The sequence below is a fragment of the Rhizobium tumorigenes genome (genome assembly GCF_003240565.2).
Lineage (GTDB): Bacteria > Pseudomonadota > Alphaproteobacteria > Rhizobiales > Rhizobiaceae > Rhizobium > Rhizobium tumorigenes.
The window spans coordinates 57398-70736 of the sequence record NZ_CP117255.1 but is presented as its reverse complement, the minus strand read 5'-3'; the positions used below and the strand labels follow the sequence as shown (position 1 = coordinate 70736).

The window sequence follows — 13339 nt, the reverse complement described above, 5'->3', positions numbered from 1 at the left end:
TTTTCAACGCGGGGGCCTTTTTCCCAAGAGCGGCAAGTCTTGACATCGGCTGCCAAAACCGTGAAGCCAAACCATCAACAAACGATTGCGAGCCATGGCCGAAGAACCCGTACCCACCGAAAAGCCGTTGTTCGGCCGCCCCTGGATCTTCATTCGCGGCGTGCCGTCGATGAAGTTCCTGCCGCCGGAAGGGCCGCCGGAGATTGCCTTTGCCGGACGCTCGAATGTCGGCAAGTCGTCGCTGATCAATGCACTCGTCGGCCACCACGGGCTAGCCCGGACATCGAACACGCCGGGGCGGACCCAGGAACTCAATTATTTCGTGCCCGACGGCTATTCCGGGGAAGCCGGCGACCTGCCGCCAATGGCGCTTGTGGACATGCCTGGCTACGGCTATGCGAAGGCACCCAAGGACAATGTCGATGCCTGGACGAGGCTGGTGTTCGACTACCTGCGCGGCCGGGCGACGCTGAAGCGCGTCTACGTGCTGATCGATTCCCGCCATGGCATCAAGAAGAACGACGAAGACGTCATGGCTCTGCTCGACAAGGCTGCCGTTTCCTACCAGATCGTCCTTACCAAGACGGACAAGATCAAGGACGCCGGCGTGCCGCGGGTGGTTGCGGAGGCCGCCGAGATGACCCGCAAGCGCCCGGCCTGCTTCCCAGGCATCATACCGACCTCTTCCGAAGAGAACGAGGGCATGGACGACCTACGCCAGGCGATCATCGAGACCGTCGGCTACGGCGCCTGATCATCTGATGTGACTGAACGCAAAAAGGCCGCCGCGCGGTGAATTACCGGAGCGACGGCCCTTCGAAGTCGGTGTTGATTACATCTTCGGCAGCAGAACTGCGTCGATGACGTGGATTTCGCCGTTGGACTGCTTGACGTCGGCGATGGTGACATGGGCGGTGCCGCCGGCTTCGTCGGTCAGCGTAACCTTGCTGCCCTTTGTCATGGCCTTGATCACGCAGCCGCCGACAGTCTTGATGTCGTATTCGCCACCGGCGTCCTTGACCATCTTCTTGACAGCGGATGCCATGATGTCGCCGGAGACGACGTGGCAGGTGAGGATCTTGACGAGCTTGGCCTTGTTTTCAGGCTTCAGCAGGGTTTCGACCGTGCCGGCCGGGAGTTTTGCAAATGCTTCATTGGTCGGGGCAAATACGGTGAAAGGGCCTTTGCCTTCCAGCGTTTCTACGAGGCCTGCAGCCTTTACAGCGGCAACAAGCGTCGTGTGGTCTTTCGAGTTGACGGCGTTTTCGATGATGTTCTTCGAGGCGTACATCTTTGCGCCGCCGACCATAGGGTCCTTGGCGTAAGCTGCGCCAGTGGCAGCGGACAGTGCGACAGCCAGAGCGGCGATGCGAAGCGTTGTCTTCATCATGGTCCTGATTCCTCTTCCTCTTATATCCCCGATCCAACTCACCTGGGCTTGTGCCCTATCTGCCGGGGACACTGGTAGTACGGAGCGCTCCTGGAAACAGTTTCAAGCCGATTGCGGATTTTTAACGAATGCCAACAAAACCTAAAACCATGAAAACGCCGCGAATGTGGGGGTTCGCGGCGGATGGTGTCGGCAATCTGCAAGATAGCTAAAGGCTTCGGGTTTTACCCGCAGCGATAACAGGTCCGGTCGGCGCGCCGGATGGCGAACCGCCGAAGGGCTCGACGCTGATGGCGATGGTGGCGCCTTCGCCAAACTGGCCGCGCATGTTGGCCGGAACAGCGATTTCGCCCTCGCCGCTTTGCGGCAAAACGCCCAGCGCCTTGGCGGGGTCGCTTCCAACTATCAGCCACAGCTCCAACGATTTCTTTTCGGCCTGCGCAGCTGCGACCGGCGTTATCTTCAATCGTCCGTTCGATGTGTCGTAGCTGGCAACCAGATTGAGAGCACCGTTGACGCTGGCGGGGACCGCGAGGTCGGCCACCATCGGTCTGGAGCCGGACCCGACCTTCAGACCACCGTTTGCATCGTAGAAAATCGCACCGGCAGCCAGCACGAGCGAGGCGAGCGTCAGCCCGCGCCAGACCGGGAGCGAGTTCCAGACGCCGCCGCGGCGCTTGGAGCGTTCGCCGAAAATCCGTTTTTCAACCTTTGGAAACACCGATGCCGGAGGCAGGATCGCCTCGTATTCGTCGTTGAAGGACGAAAGGTTCTGCTCCCAGCGGTTGACGATCGCCGCGAAGGGGCGATCGCTGCGCATGCGCGTCTCGACCTTCTGCCGGTCTTCCAGCGACAGAACACCCAGCACGTATTCGCCGGCCAGTACCTCGTCGCGGGAGCGGCCTCCCTTGCTTTGATCGGGTGAACTCATCGGTCCATGCACTCTCTCAGTTTGATCAGGCTTCGGCGCAGCCATGTGCGCATGGTATTCAAAGGCACTGCATATTGATCGGCGAGTTCCTGATAGCTCAGTCCCTCGACGTAGGCACTTCGAACTGCCTGAGCACGGCCGTCCTCCAGGGTTTCCATGCAGAGATCGATGCGCCTGCCCTCGCCCTTGATGACAGCCTGCGTCTCTGGATCGGGCTCGTTGTCAGCCAGATCATACACCGCGTCGATCTCGTCCGCCACGGGCTTGCGAGCCCGGATGGCGTCGATTGATCGGTTGCGGGCAATCGACGTCAACCATCCCATTGCCGGGTTCTCCGACGCGACGAAACGATCTGCACGTTGCCATATCCGGACGAAGACTTCCTGAAGAACTTCCTCCGCATCTGTCCTGTTCTTCAGGATACGCAAACATACGGCAAATAGTTTCGGGCTTGTCTTCTTATAAAGTTCGGAAAACGCACTCTGGTCACGCATTGCAACGCGGCTGACGAGGGTGGCTATATCGTCAGTGGCCATCCATGATCCCCGCTCCCGTTCCGAATACCGTCATATTAGGATCTTTGAGCGGCCGGGCAAGACGAATAACACTTCAGGCATCGTCCTTACGATGGATTTCGCGATCAAAACTTATCGCCGCGACGTTATTCCCTCTGTCAAAAACTTGAGATAAAACCCCGCGAACAATTTCAGCGGGGTATGTCATGGCCGAATCCGAAAACGAACTGCAGGCACGCCTGCTGGCTAAAGCCCTGCCGTTCATGCAGCGCTACGAAAACAAGACGATCGTGGTGAAATATGGCGGCCATGCCATGGGCGATGCGGAACTCGGCAAGGCGTTTGCCGCTGATATCGCCCTTCTCAAGCAGTCCGGCGTCAACCCGATCGTCGTGCACGGCGGCGGCCCGCAGATCGGTGCGATGCTGACGAAGATGGGCATCGAATCGAAATTCGAAGGCGGGCTGCGCGTGACCGACCGGAAAACGGTCGAGATCGTCGAAATGGTGCTCGCCGGCTCGATCAACAAGGAAATCGTCGCTCTCATCAACCAGACCGGCGAATGGGCAATCGGCCTTTGCGGCAAGGACGGCAACATGGTGTTTGCCGAAAAGGCCAAAAAGACCATTATCGATCCGGACTCCCATATCGAGCGGGTGCTGGATCTGGGCTTCGTCGGCGAGGTCGTAGAGGTTGACCGGACGCTGCTCGACCTGCTCGCCAAGTCGGAGATGATCCCGGTCATCGCCCCGGTCGCCCCCGGTCGCGATGGCGCCACGTATAACATCAACGCGGATACATTTGCCGGCGCTATCGCCGGCGCGCTGAATGCGACGCGCCTGCTGTTCCTGACCGACGTTCCAGGCGTGCTGGACAAGAACAAGGAACTGATCAAGGAACTGACGGTGGCCCAGGCCCAGGCTTTGATCAAGGACGGTACGATTTCCGGCGGCATGATCCCCAAGGTGGAGACCTGCATCGAGGCGATCCAGGCCGGCGTCCAGGGTGTCGTCATCCTCAATGGCAAGACCGCCCATTCGGTGCTGCTCGAAATCTTCACGGAACATGGCGCCGGCACGCTGATCATTCCCTGATCACGATAAATGCGGTTTGCCGGCAGGCTTGTGCGTGGCATAAGGACGGCCATGACACAGCCAAGAAACATGCCCGCTGCCGCCGATTTCGCTGATATCCGTGATTGGGTATTCGATCTCGACAACACGCTCTACCCGCACAATGTCGACCTGTTTTCTCAGGTCGATGTCAACATGACGAGCTATGTCGCGGATCTCCTGCAGACGGACAGGACTTCGGCCCGCAAGCTGCAGAAGCAGTATTACCTTGAGCACGGCACGACGCTGCAGGGGCTGATGCTGCATCACGGCGTCAATCCCGACGACTTTCTCGAAAAGGCGCACGCGATCGACTACACCGGGCTTACGCCGCAGCCGGCGCTTGCCGCCGCCATCAAGGCGCTGCCTGGTAGAAAGTTCATCTTCACGAACGGCAGCGTCAAGCATGCGCAGGATACCGCCGGAGCGCTTGGCATCCTCGACCATTTCGACGACATCTTCGATATCGTCGCGGCCGACTATCTGCCGAAACCGGCTGCCGGCACCTATGACAAATTTGCCAGCCTGCACAAGATCGACACGCAGAACGCTGCCATGTTCGAAGACCTGCCGCGCAACCTGACTGTGCCGAAGGCACTGGGCATGAAGACCGTGCTGTTGGTGCCGCAGAATGTCGAAGGCAGTTTCACCGAGTGGTGGGAGCGCCACAGCGACGACGACCAGCATATCGACTACATCACGGACGATCTGACAGCATTCCTGTCGGCACTCGTCTGACGAAAACTGCTTTAATTACAAAAGTTTCATCCATCTTACCGATGTTTAATTGGGTGTTTCGGGTTCGCCGCCCTACCTTTGAATTGTTACCACGGCAACCAAAGGAAACACCCAATGATCGGGAAGAAAATTCTCATTACGGCAATGTCCGCGACCCTCCTCCTTGGCGGCGCGGCGGCAACTTTTGCAGCCAACGGCCATCACATGGGTGGACGCCACGGCGCGCGTGTTCCCCCTGAAGTCATCTTCGTGCGCATGTTGCAGCAGTTCGACACCAACGGCGACATGAAGATCTCCAAGGACGAAGCGACAGCCGGCGCCGACAAGCTGTTCGATGCCATCGACACCAACAAGGATGGCTCCATCACCCCCGGTGAATACCGCGAGTACCGCGAGACCCAGATGAAGGCGATGTGGGAAGAGCGCAAGAAGATGATGGAAGACAACAAGGACAAGGCAAAGCCCGACGAGGCGATGAACGATGACGAAGGCGGCAAGCCTCCGCGTGACAGCAAGGACGGCCCACGCGGCGAAGGTCGCCATGGCAAGGGCATGCGCGGCGGCATGATGGGCGAGATGTTGTTCAAACGCATCGACACCGACCAGAACGGCCAGATCAGCAAGGCTGAAGCCGAAGCCGCCATGGCGAAGCTCTTCGACCGCATGGACCGCAACCACGACGGCTTCATCGCGCTCGACGACATGCCGAAGATGCCGCTCCTGTAAGGAACGAAACGTCCTCCCAGGACAAACGAAAGCCCGCCTCGCAGTCTTGCGATGGCGGGCTTTTTTGTAGAGGTTTGAGCTACGACAACCGTGCAACGATCGGCCGCCGTACGTTCGTCGTCGTTCTCCCGCGTCATTCCGGTTTCACAGAAACCGTCGTATAATGTGTTCTTTGATATTCCAGATTTTGCGATCGACCAGACCGTGATCCGTAAACTGCTGTCGGATCAGGTGCCACAGTGGGCCGACTTGCCCATTACCCGCGTTCACTCATCCGGCACGGACAACGCACTTTTTCGCCTTGGTGACGAACTCGTTCTCAGGATCCCGATCAGGCAAGCCGCTGTAGCGCTGCTTTGCCAGGAACTGGACTGGCTACCGCACCTTGCCAACCTCCCCCTTGAGATCCCGACGGTACGTTACCGAGGCGTTGGAGCCGGCTATGAATTTGGCATCTACGACTGGATCGACGGCAAGGCCGCAACGCCTGAGAATGTCAGCGATACCCGTGAGGCCGCCATGGCTCTGGCAGGCTTCCTCAGAGCGCTCCAACTGAAAGCAACCGAAGGCGCTCCCCGCGCGGGAACGCTGAACAACAGGCGCGGCGTCCCTCTTGCGGAGATGACTGGCATCACGGCTCCGGCCATCGAGATGCTGTCCGACGAAATCGATACGGTGGCGGCATTGGACATGTGGACTTCCGCAACCGCCGAAAGGTGCCACCCTTCTCCCCTATGGCTGCACGGCGATCTCAAGGCCGACAATCTGCTTACGAAGGAGGGTAGGCTGTCCGCCGTTATCGACTGGGGTTTGTCAGCAATTGGCGATCCTGCGGCGGACTACGCGTCAGCCTGGTCCTGGGTGGATCCCTCGGCTTGCCAACTATTCCGAGAGGTGCTGGAGCTCGATGACAGTGAATGGCGTCGCGCCAAAGGCTGGGCTCTCTATGGAGCGGTGATCGCTCTCAGCTACTATCGCGATCGCGATAATAAGCCTCTGTGCCAGCAGTCACGACATACACTCGCAAGGCTAGGGCTTTTGCTCTAGTAGGGCAACGATTGCATGCCACTCCGTAGCCTCCAAAAGCCCGCCTGCTCGAAAGACGTGTTCTTTGATGGGGCCCCCATTGCCAGAGAGAAAATCCACTACCGAAGCAGATGACGCGATACGCCATTAAAGCCTTCAGAGCCGCATAACTTTAAGTCAAGCAGTCCACACATACCGTCCCTGTTAGATGCTCATGTCGTTATGCGTCAAAGAACTTTACCTGTCTTTTTTCCACCCCCGTTTGCCAACCTCCTGCCCCTTGAAGCCTATGCGGTGATCGGCGGACAAATTGAATTCATTGCGATGTCTCCCTTACCTTCCTCAATGCTCATAAAAATCGCTGACAATCTTCCATGCGGCTTCGGCTGTATCGACGAAGCTGATCAGGTTGACGTCGTCGGGGGCAATCGTGCCAAACTCGGCAAGTGCGTCGAAATTGATGATCTTGCGCCAGAAGGCTTCACCGAACAGGATCAGCGGCAGGCGGGCCATGCGGCCGGTCTGGATCAGGGTCAGGCATTCGAAAAATTCGTCGAGCGTGCCGAAACCGCCGGGAAAGACGGCGATGGCCTTGGCACGCAGCATGAAATGCATCTTCCGGATCGCAAAGTAGTGAAAATTGAAGCTGAGCTCCGGGGTGACATAGGGGTTCGGTGCCTGTTCGTGCGGCAGGACGATGTTGAGGCCGATCGATGGCGCGCCCTCCTCCGACGCGCCGCGGTTTCCCGCTTCCATGACACCCGGGCCGCCGCCGGTGACGACGACATATTCGTGAAAACCTGAGACTGCCGAATACCGGGCGCATAGCCTGGCGAACTTGCGGGCCTCCTCGTAGTAGACAGACGCAGCCTCTAAATTGGCGCGCTGGACATCGTTGCGCGCGGCCCAGGCGCTCTGGCCGGGCGCCGGGATGCGGGCGCCTCCGAACATCACCACAGTCGACTTGATGCCGCGCTCGGTGAGCTCCATTTCTGTCTTCATCAGCTCCAGTTGCAGCCGGACCGGCCGTAATTCCTCGCGGCAGAGGAAATCCTCGTCGGCATAGGCAAGCCTGTAGGATGGCGACAGCGACTGCGGGGTCTTCGGAATGGCTTCGGCGCGGGTCTTGTCGGCGCCGCTGGTCTTCAGCGGATCCCAGACGCCGTCCTTGCGCCGCAGCTTGCCGTTCCTGCCTTTAGCCATTGTCTTGCCTTCCATAAGCCGATGGGACCACAGCCCGAATCGGCGCAGCCTCCGCATCTCCAGATAGGCCGCGATCGGGCGCCCGATCCAGATGCAATGCGGCAGGAAAGATCATTCCATTTCCGGGACGGCTGTTGTAGAGCAGATCACCGGCCGAGCGATCACATCTGCGAATGATCCACCGGCCGGGACGAAATCCACAGATGTTCAAGGAATTGTCATGAGCGCCACCGATCTTGCCTCGCTTGAAAAGACCATCGAAGCGGCGTTCGACGCGCGCGACAGCGTCAACCTCTCGACGTCAGGCGAAATCCGCGATGCGGTCGACACGGCGCTGACCCTGCTCGACGGTGGCAAGGTGCGTGTTGCGGAACGCGGTGCCGATGGCGTCTGGACAGTCAACCAGTGGCTGAAGAAGGCGGTGCTGCTATCCTTCCGCCTCAACGACATGACGCTCATAGAGGGCGGTGCCGGCGGTGCGACCTGGTGGGACAAGGTCCCCTCGAAGTTCGAAGGCTGGGGAGAAAACCGCTTCCGCGAAGCAGGCATCCGCGCCGTACCGAACTGCGTCGTACGGCGTTCGGCCTATATCGCCCCAAATGCCATCCTGATGCCGTCCTTTGTCAATCTCGGCGCCTATGTCGGCGAAGGCACCATGGTTGACGCCTGGGCGACGGTCGGCTCCTGCGCCCAGATCGGCAAACATGTCCATCTTTCCGGCGGCGTCGGCATTGGCGGCGTGCTGGAGCCCATGCAGGCCGGTCCGACGATCATCGAGGACAACTGCTTCATCGGCGCCCGCTCTGAAGTGGTCGAGGGCTGCATCGTCCGCGAGGGATCCGTGCTCGGCATGGGCGTATTCATCGGCAAGTCGACGAAGATTGTCGATCGCGCCACCGGCGATATCACCTATGGCGAAGTGCCCCCCTACTCCGTCGTCGTGGCCGGATCGCTGCCGGCAGCCAAGCCGATGGCAAACGGCCAGCCCGGTCCCGGCCTCTACTGCGCCGTCATCGTCAAGCGCGTCGATGCGCAGACGCGCTCGAAGACCGGTATCAACGAACTTTTGCGCGATTGATCGTCAATTGAATAGGCGCTCCCGGCAACGGGAGCGTCCTGGACAGCAAAAGCTCCATTTTGAGCCTGACTATTTCTCGCTGCCCCGCCCTTTGCCATCGCTTTGCCATTTCCCGCCGGATACATCGTTGTCATGAACACCACCGATCCCGTCGCCAATCTCCAGACCCTGATCCGCTGCCCGTCGGTAACACCCGCCGACGCCGGTGCCCTTTCGGCACTGACCGACATGCTGCTGCCGCTCGGCTTCGTCGTCGAGCGGATGACCGCCAGCGAACCGGGCGCGCCCGACATCGACAATCTCTATGCCCGGCTCGGCCATGAAGGGCCGCATTTGATGTTTGCCGGCCATACCGACGTCGTGCCTGTTGGCGACGAAGCAAGCTGGAGCCATCCGCCCTTCGCCGCCGAAATCGCCGATGGCCAGATGTTCGGGCGCGGCGCCGTCGATATGAAAGGGGGTATCGCCTGCTTTGCTGCTGCGGTTGCCCGCTATATCGCCCGGCACGGCGCGCCAAAGGGCTCGATCTCGTTTCTGATTACCGGCGACGAGGAAGGGCCGGCGATCAACGGTACCACCAAGCTGCTCAAATGGGCTGCCGACAGGGGCGAGACATGGGACGCCTGCCTGGTGGGCGAACCGACCAATCCCGACAGGCTCGGCGACATGATCAAGATCGGCCGGCGCGGTTCGCTGTCGGGCAGGATCACAGTCAACGGCGTCCAGGGCCACGCGGCCTATCCTGACCTTGCCGACAATCCGGTACGCAGCATTCTCGCCCTGACGCAGGCGCTGATGCATCCGCAATTCGACGCGGGCACTGACAATTTCCAGCCATCCAACCTCGAAGTGACGACGCTCGACGTCGGCAACGGGGCAACCAACGTCATTCCGGCGAAGGCGACGGCGAGCTTCAATATTCGCTTCAACGACACATGGACGGCAGACACGCTGAAGGCCGAGATCGTCGCACGGCTCGACCGCGCGTCAGCCGACCAGACGCTGCGCCCGGGTCGTCCGCCGGCATCCTACGAGATCACCTGGGCAGAGCGGCCGAGCCATGTGTTCCTCACCCGCAACAACGAGTTGATCGCCTCGCTTTCGTCAGCTGTGGAGACGGTGACCGGGCAGGCGCCCAGACTGTCCACGACCGGCGGCACGTCGGATGCGCGTTTCATCAAGGACTATTGTCCGGTCGTAGAATTCGGCCTCGTCGGCCAAACCATGCACATGGTCGACGAGCGCGTTGCGGTAGCCGATCTCGAAACGCTGACGGCAATCTACGAGACATTCCTCGAACGCTGGTTCCAGAATGCCGACGTATAGGGAAGTCCAGTACTATCTGGCCGGGCTCTGGCTGCTGGTGCGCAACGACGCGCGCGGTTTCAACTACCTCGACATCTCGGATCGGGGCCTGACACGGTCTTTCTGGGCCGTCCTCTGGTGCCTGCCGCCGATCGGAATTTCCTGGCTTTGGTGGCAGCAGACCTATCTGTCGGCCATGCCGCCGGGCAGCGCCACCGGGCCTGCCTTCTTCTTTCGCCTCGGGTTAGTGGAGGCCGCAAACTGGCTGGTACCGCCGGTCATGGCGGGCTTGCTGCTGCTGCTTTTCAGGAGTGGCGAAAAATTCCAGCCTGTCGTCGTTGCCATGAACTGGCTGGGCCTGCCGCTCGCCTACCTGAACGCGCTGCTGATCGCGCTCATCGCCTTCGTGCCAGGATCGGCCGGCCTCACTGCCATCCTCTGGCTGGTGCTGATGATGGCGCTGATCTTCGCGCTTGCCCGTATCCTTCGGATGATCTGCGGTCCGCATCCGCTGTTCGTCGCGGCGATGACGCTGATGATGATGGTTCCACCGATGCTGCTGACAGATTTCCTGCAGCATTTCCTCGGCATCTATCCGCCCGGTTCCTGACGCCTATTCCCGTGCCGGGCGCGGCTGCTCGCTCTGACGAATGCGGCGGGCATCGGGATCTGCGGGATAGTCCACCTGCACGAAATATAGCCCCTCAGGCGGCGCCACCGGGCCACAGGCCTTGCGGTCGCGCGCCTCGAGTGCAGCGCGGACATCCTCGACCGACCATTTTCCCTCGCCAACCATCTTCAACGTCCCCGCAAAGGAGCGGATCTGATTGTGCAGAAAGCTCTGCGCCGTGGCGCGGATTTCGATCAGATCGCCGTTGCGGGTGACATCCAGCCGGTCAAGCGTGCGCAGCGGGCTGTTGGCCTGGCAATGGATCGAGCGGAAGGTGGTGAAGTCGTGATAGCCGATCAGCGTCTGGGCTGCCGCATGCATCGGAACATGGTCGAGATCCTTAGATACCCACCAGGCGCGCTTCGCCTCCAGCGCCAGCGGCGCCTTGCGGCTAATGATGCGATAGAGATAATGGCGGCGATGGGCGGAAAAGCGCGCGTCGAAGCGTTCATCGACCTCGGCGGCATCGATGATCGAGACACGCTCGCGGGCCTTGCCGAGATAGGCGTTCAGGGCATTGCGCAGAGTATGCGGCGGCCATGTCTTCGACAGGTCGGCGTGGACCACCTGCCCCATCGCATGCACGCCGGAATCGGTGCGGCCTGCGCCGCGCACCAGAACAGCCTCGCCTGTCAGCGCCAGGATCGCGTTCTCGATGGCCGACTGCACGGAATGGCCGTTGTCCTGCTTCTGCCAGCCGACATAGGGCGTGCCGTCATATTCGACAGTCATGCGGTATCGCGGCATCAGGCAAGCCTCGTGCCATGAGGGAGCGGCGTGCCGCGCAGGAAATCGACGGCGGCCAGCGGCTTGCCGCCAGCCTTCTGCAACCGCGTCAGCCGCACCGCGCCGGTCTCGCAGGCGATGGTGAGATCGTCGGACATCACCGTGCCGGCAACGCCCTCGCCGCCTGCCACCATCTCGGATGTCAGCACCTTGATGCGCTCCGGCTTGCCCGAGATCTCCATCTCGAACCAGGCGCCGGGCGTCGGCGACAGGGCGCGAATGTGGTTGTGCACATCGGCCGCGGATTTGCCGAAGTCGATCCGTGTCTCGGCCTTGTCGATCTTGGCGGCATAGATCGCGCCCTCGGCTGGCTGCGGCGCCAGCGGCAGATCGTTCATTTCCAGCCGGACCATGGCCTCGCCCATCGCCTTGGCTCCGACCTGGCTCAGCCTGTCGTGCAGTTCGCCCGCGGTCATCGTCTCTGAAATCTCGACCTCGCGGGTGAGCGCCACCGGGCCGGTATCGAGGCCCTTGTCCATCTTCATCACCATCATGCCGGTCTTGGTGTCGCCTGCCATGATCGCCCGCTGGATCGGCGCCGCCCCGCGCCAGCGCGGCAGCAGCGAGGCATGGCCGTTGTAGCAGCCGAGCGCCGTACCATCGAGGATGGCCTGCGGAAGCAGCAGCCCATAGGCAACGACAACGGCGACATCTGCCTTGAGGTCGATGAAGCGCTTGCGCTCTTCGGGGTCCTTGAAATTGACCGGCGTGTAGACGGGCAGGCCCAGAAGTTCGGCGGCTTGGTGAACGGGCGACTTCTGCAGTTCCAGCCCGCGCCTGCCGCCGGCGCGCGGCGGCTGCGTGTAGACCGCGACGATGCGATGGCCGGCGTCGACCAGGGTGCGGAGCGTTGGCACCGAAAAGGCCGGTGTTCCCATGAAGATGATGCTGAGAGACATGCGATCGTCCGTCGTTGCGATTTAACCGCCTTCAAACGGCTTTATCGGCGCGAGATCAAGCCCCTCGAAGTCTTTTGTATTGCGCGTCGCCGATGTCGCACCGTGCGAGAGGCATCATCCCGTGATCATCGCGTTCTGGCTCGATGGAGGGACCGGCACTTTACCCTCCGATCGACGCCGCTTAGGAGTTCTCGTCGGGCAACCAAACTCTGAGTTCGCCGACCGCCCTAAAGCCAAGCTTCATCATTTCATCCAGCGCATCGCCGCTGTCATATCCAACCAGCGGCGCATTGCGTGAAAAAGCTGTCGCTGCCAGTGAAATTGCGTCCCGGAATGCATCTGGCGTACCATTCAGGCTGAAGATGTTGGAGACGCCGACAGCCTTCCGAGATTGGTTCACGATGCATCCGGCATCAAAGCCATCGCCGGCCAATCGGCCATAGATGTGGATGTCGGGATCCAGAAGCAGTGCGGGTGTGAAGACATTGGCATCAGTCGGGCTACCGGACTCTTTCCAGGATTGCTCCCAGCGAGCCAGCGCTGCGCGGTCGTGTATACGTCCCCAGCCATGAGGTGTATCCGTCGGCATGTCGTGGGGTTCAGCCCAAATCCATGACGCGGAAAACAACATCTTGAACCCGCTGCTCACCAGATCGAGCCTGGAAAAGCCATCTTTCAAGCCGGGTCGTCTTCCCAGCTTTTCCGTCAGCCGAGCGATTTCAGACAGCTGCTCCTCGGTTAGATTAGGCTCAAGTGTTGTCATGTTGGAATAATACGGCGGCGCGACCGCATCGCTGGACCAGAATGCCGTGGTTCGCTGGTCGGCCAGTCCGTGGGAACGGAACATTGCCTGATAGAGGTCGGCATTGTTGGCGGCGCAGATACGGGCTTTTTCCAAGTCCGAGCGTGTCGTATCCATCAGGTAGTTGTTCAGAGACGAAATGCTCACCATGACGAAGT

Annotated in this window: 15 protein-coding genes and 1 pseudogene; 8 read left to right on the top strand and 8 right to left on the bottom strand. The window is 60.5% G+C overall.

What is annotated here, in order from left to right; translation table 11 throughout:
* Window positions 1–94 precede the first annotated feature (94 nt).
* Window positions 95–754: a ribosome biogenesis GTP-binding protein YihA/YsxC gene (yihA, locus tag PR017_RS00375; RefSeq protein WP_111216522.1), complete on the top strand. Its 660-nt coding sequence runs from the start codon at window positions 95–97 to the stop codon at window positions 752–754.
* Window positions 755–832: 78 nt separating this feature from the next.
* Here yihA and PR017_RS00370 read toward each other — a convergent pair whose 3' ends face one another.
* From PR017_RS00370 to PR017_RS00360, 3 genes are all read right to left on the bottom strand, one after another.
* Window positions 833–1390, bottom strand: a complete 558-nt coding sequence (locus PR017_RS00370; protein ID WP_111216520.1) for a fasciclin domain-containing protein — start codon at window positions 1388–1390, stop codon at window positions 833–835.
* 208 nt (window positions 1391–1598) lie between these two features.
* Entirely contained in the window at window positions 1599–2321 is a 723-nt protein-coding gene (locus tag PR017_RS00365; RefSeq protein WP_111216518.1) for an anti-sigma factor, read from the bottom strand.
* Window positions 2318–2857 (bottom strand): sigma-70 family RNA polymerase sigma factor, encoded by a 540-nt coding sequence (locus PR017_RS00360; RefSeq protein ID WP_111216516.1) that lies wholly within the window; start codon window positions 2855–2857, stop codon window positions 2318–2320. The genes PR017_RS00365 and PR017_RS00360 overlap by 4 nt, the downstream gene beginning before the upstream one ends.
* 185 nt (window positions 2858–3042) lie before the next feature.
* Here PR017_RS00360 and argB point away from each other — a divergent pair, with 185 nt between their 5' ends.
* The 4 genes from argB to PR017_RS00340 all read left to right on the top strand — a co-directional run bounded on the left by argB (window position 3043) and on the right by PR017_RS00340 (window position 6459).
* On the top strand, window positions 3043–3930 hold the full coding sequence (gene argB / locus PR017_RS00355) for an acetylglutamate kinase (protein ID WP_111216514.1): 888 nt from the start codon (window positions 3043–3045) through the stop codon (window positions 3928–3930).
* Between the two features lie 51 nt (window positions 3931–3981).
* The gene (locus PR017_RS00350; protein ID WP_111216962.1) at window positions 3982–4686 is read left to right on the top strand and encodes a pyrimidine 5'-nucleotidase; all 705 of its coding nucleotides are present in this window, start codon (window positions 3982–3984) and stop codon (window positions 4684–4686) included.
* Window positions 4687–4800: 114 nt separating this feature from the next.
* Entirely contained in the window at window positions 4801–5412 is a 612-nt protein-coding gene (locus PR017_RS00345) for an EF-hand domain-containing protein (RefSeq protein WP_111216512.1), read from the top strand.
* Between the two features lie 204 nt (window positions 5413–5616).
* Window positions 5617–6459 (top strand): aminoglycoside phosphotransferase family protein, encoded by an 843-nt coding sequence (locus PR017_RS00340; protein WP_161959279.1) that lies wholly within the window; start codon window positions 5617–5619, stop codon window positions 6457–6459.
* A gap of 321 nt (window positions 6460–6780) precedes the next feature.
* Here the strand turns inward: PR017_RS00340 and PR017_RS00335 are convergent, their stop codons facing one another.
* Window positions 6781–7641 carry an LOG family protein gene (locus PR017_RS00335; RefSeq protein WP_111216960.1) on the bottom strand — a complete coding sequence of 287 codons (861 nt, stop codon included), beginning with the start codon at window positions 7639–7641 and terminating at the stop codon, window positions 6781–6783.
* A 220-nt stretch (window positions 7642–7861) separates the two neighbouring features.
* Between PR017_RS00335 and dapD the strand changes: the two genes are divergently transcribed.
* From dapD to PR017_RS00320, 3 genes are all read left to right on the top strand, one after another.
* Window positions 7862–8719 (top strand): 2,3,4,5-tetrahydropyridine-2,6-dicarboxylate N-succinyltransferase, encoded by an 858-nt coding sequence (gene dapD, locus PR017_RS00330; RefSeq protein WP_111216508.1) that lies wholly within the window; start codon window positions 7862–7864, stop codon window positions 8717–8719.
* A 132-nt stretch (window positions 8720–8851) separates the two neighbouring features.
* Window positions 8852–10045, top strand: a complete 1194-nt coding sequence (gene dapE, locus PR017_RS00325; RefSeq protein WP_111216506.1) for a succinyl-diaminopimelate desuccinylase — start codon at window positions 8852–8854, stop codon at window positions 10043–10045.
* A complete protein-coding gene (locus tag PR017_RS00320; protein WP_111216504.1) occupies window positions 10032–10634 on the top strand; it encodes a hypothetical protein in 603 nt (200 codons plus the stop codon). The genes dapE and PR017_RS00320 overlap by 14 nt, the downstream gene beginning before the upstream one ends.
* Before the next feature lie 3 nt (window positions 10635–10637).
* Here the strand turns inward: PR017_RS00320 and truA are convergent, their stop codons facing one another.
* From truA to PR017_RS00305, 4 genes and pseudogenes are all read right to left on the bottom strand, one after another.
* On the bottom strand, window positions 10638–11441 hold the full coding sequence (gene truA / locus PR017_RS00315; RefSeq protein WP_111216502.1) for a tRNA pseudouridine(38-40) synthase TruA: 804 nt from the start codon (window positions 11439–11441) through the stop codon (window positions 10638–10640).
* Window positions 11441–12379, bottom strand: a complete 939-nt coding sequence (fmt, locus tag PR017_RS00310; RefSeq protein ID WP_111216500.1) for a methionyl-tRNA formyltransferase — start codon at window positions 12377–12379, stop codon at window positions 11441–11443. The genes truA and fmt overlap by 1 nt, the downstream gene beginning before the upstream one ends.
* A 21-nt stretch (window positions 12380–12400) precedes the next feature.
* Window positions 12401–12529 (bottom strand): annotated as a pseudogene (locus PR017_RS28390) (type II toxin-antitoxin system VapC family toxin); the annotation flags it as partial.
* 31 nt (window positions 12530–12560) lie between these two features.
* A complete protein-coding gene (locus PR017_RS00305; protein ID WP_111216959.1) occupies window positions 12561–13331 on the bottom strand; it encodes a hypothetical protein in 771 nt (256 codons plus the stop codon).
* Between the last annotated feature and the right edge of the window lie 8 nt (window positions 13332–13339).

Excerpts from the sequence above, each read along its gene's own strand:
- yihA (WP_111216522.1), top strand. The coding sequence starts at position 95 with ATGGCCGAAGAACCCGTACCCACCGAAAAGCCGTTGTTCGGCCGCCCC.
- PR017_RS00370 (WP_111216520.1), bottom strand. The coding sequence starts at position 1,390 with ATGATGAAGACAACGCTTCGCATCGCCGCTCTGGCTGTCGCACTGTCC.
- PR017_RS00365 (WP_111216518.1), bottom strand. The coding sequence starts at position 2,321 with ATGAGTTCACCCGATCAAAGCAAGGGAGGCCGCTCCCGCGACGAGGTA.
- PR017_RS00360 (WP_111216516.1), bottom strand. The coding sequence starts at position 2,857 with ATGGCCACTGACGATATAGCCACCCTCGTCAGCCGCGTTGCAATGCGT.
- argB (WP_111216514.1), top strand. The coding sequence starts at position 3,043 with ATGGCCGAATCCGAAAACGAACTGCAGGCACGCCTGCTGGCTAAAGCC.
- PR017_RS00350 (WP_111216962.1), top strand. The coding sequence starts at position 3,982 with ATGACACAGCCAAGAAACATGCCCGCTGCCGCCGATTTCGCTGATATC.
- PR017_RS00345 (WP_111216512.1), top strand. The coding sequence starts at position 4,801 with ATGATCGGGAAGAAAATTCTCATTACGGCAATGTCCGCGACCCTCCTC.
- PR017_RS00335 (WP_111216960.1), bottom strand. The coding sequence starts at position 7,641 with ATGGCTAAAGGCAGGAACGGCAAGCTGCGGCGCAAGGACGGCGTCTGG.
- dapD (WP_111216508.1), top strand. The coding sequence starts at position 7,862 with ATGAGCGCCACCGATCTTGCCTCGCTTGAAAAGACCATCGAAGCGGCG.
- dapE (WP_111216506.1), top strand. The coding sequence starts at position 8,852 with ATGAACACCACCGATCCCGTCGCCAATCTCCAGACCCTGATCCGCTGC.
- PR017_RS00320 (WP_111216504.1), top strand. The coding sequence starts at position 10,032 with ATGCCGACGTATAGGGAAGTCCAGTACTATCTGGCCGGGCTCTGGCTG.
- truA (WP_111216502.1), bottom strand. The coding sequence starts at position 11,441 with ATGCCGCGATACCGCATGACTGTCGAATATGACGGCACGCCCTATGTC.
- fmt (WP_111216500.1), bottom strand. The coding sequence starts at position 12,379 with ATGTCTCTCAGCATCATCTTCATGGGAACACCGGCCTTTTCGGTGCCA.
- PR017_RS00305 (WP_111216959.1), bottom strand. The coding sequence starts at position 13,331 with ATGGTGAGCATTTCGTCTCTGAACAACTACCTGATGGATACGACACGC.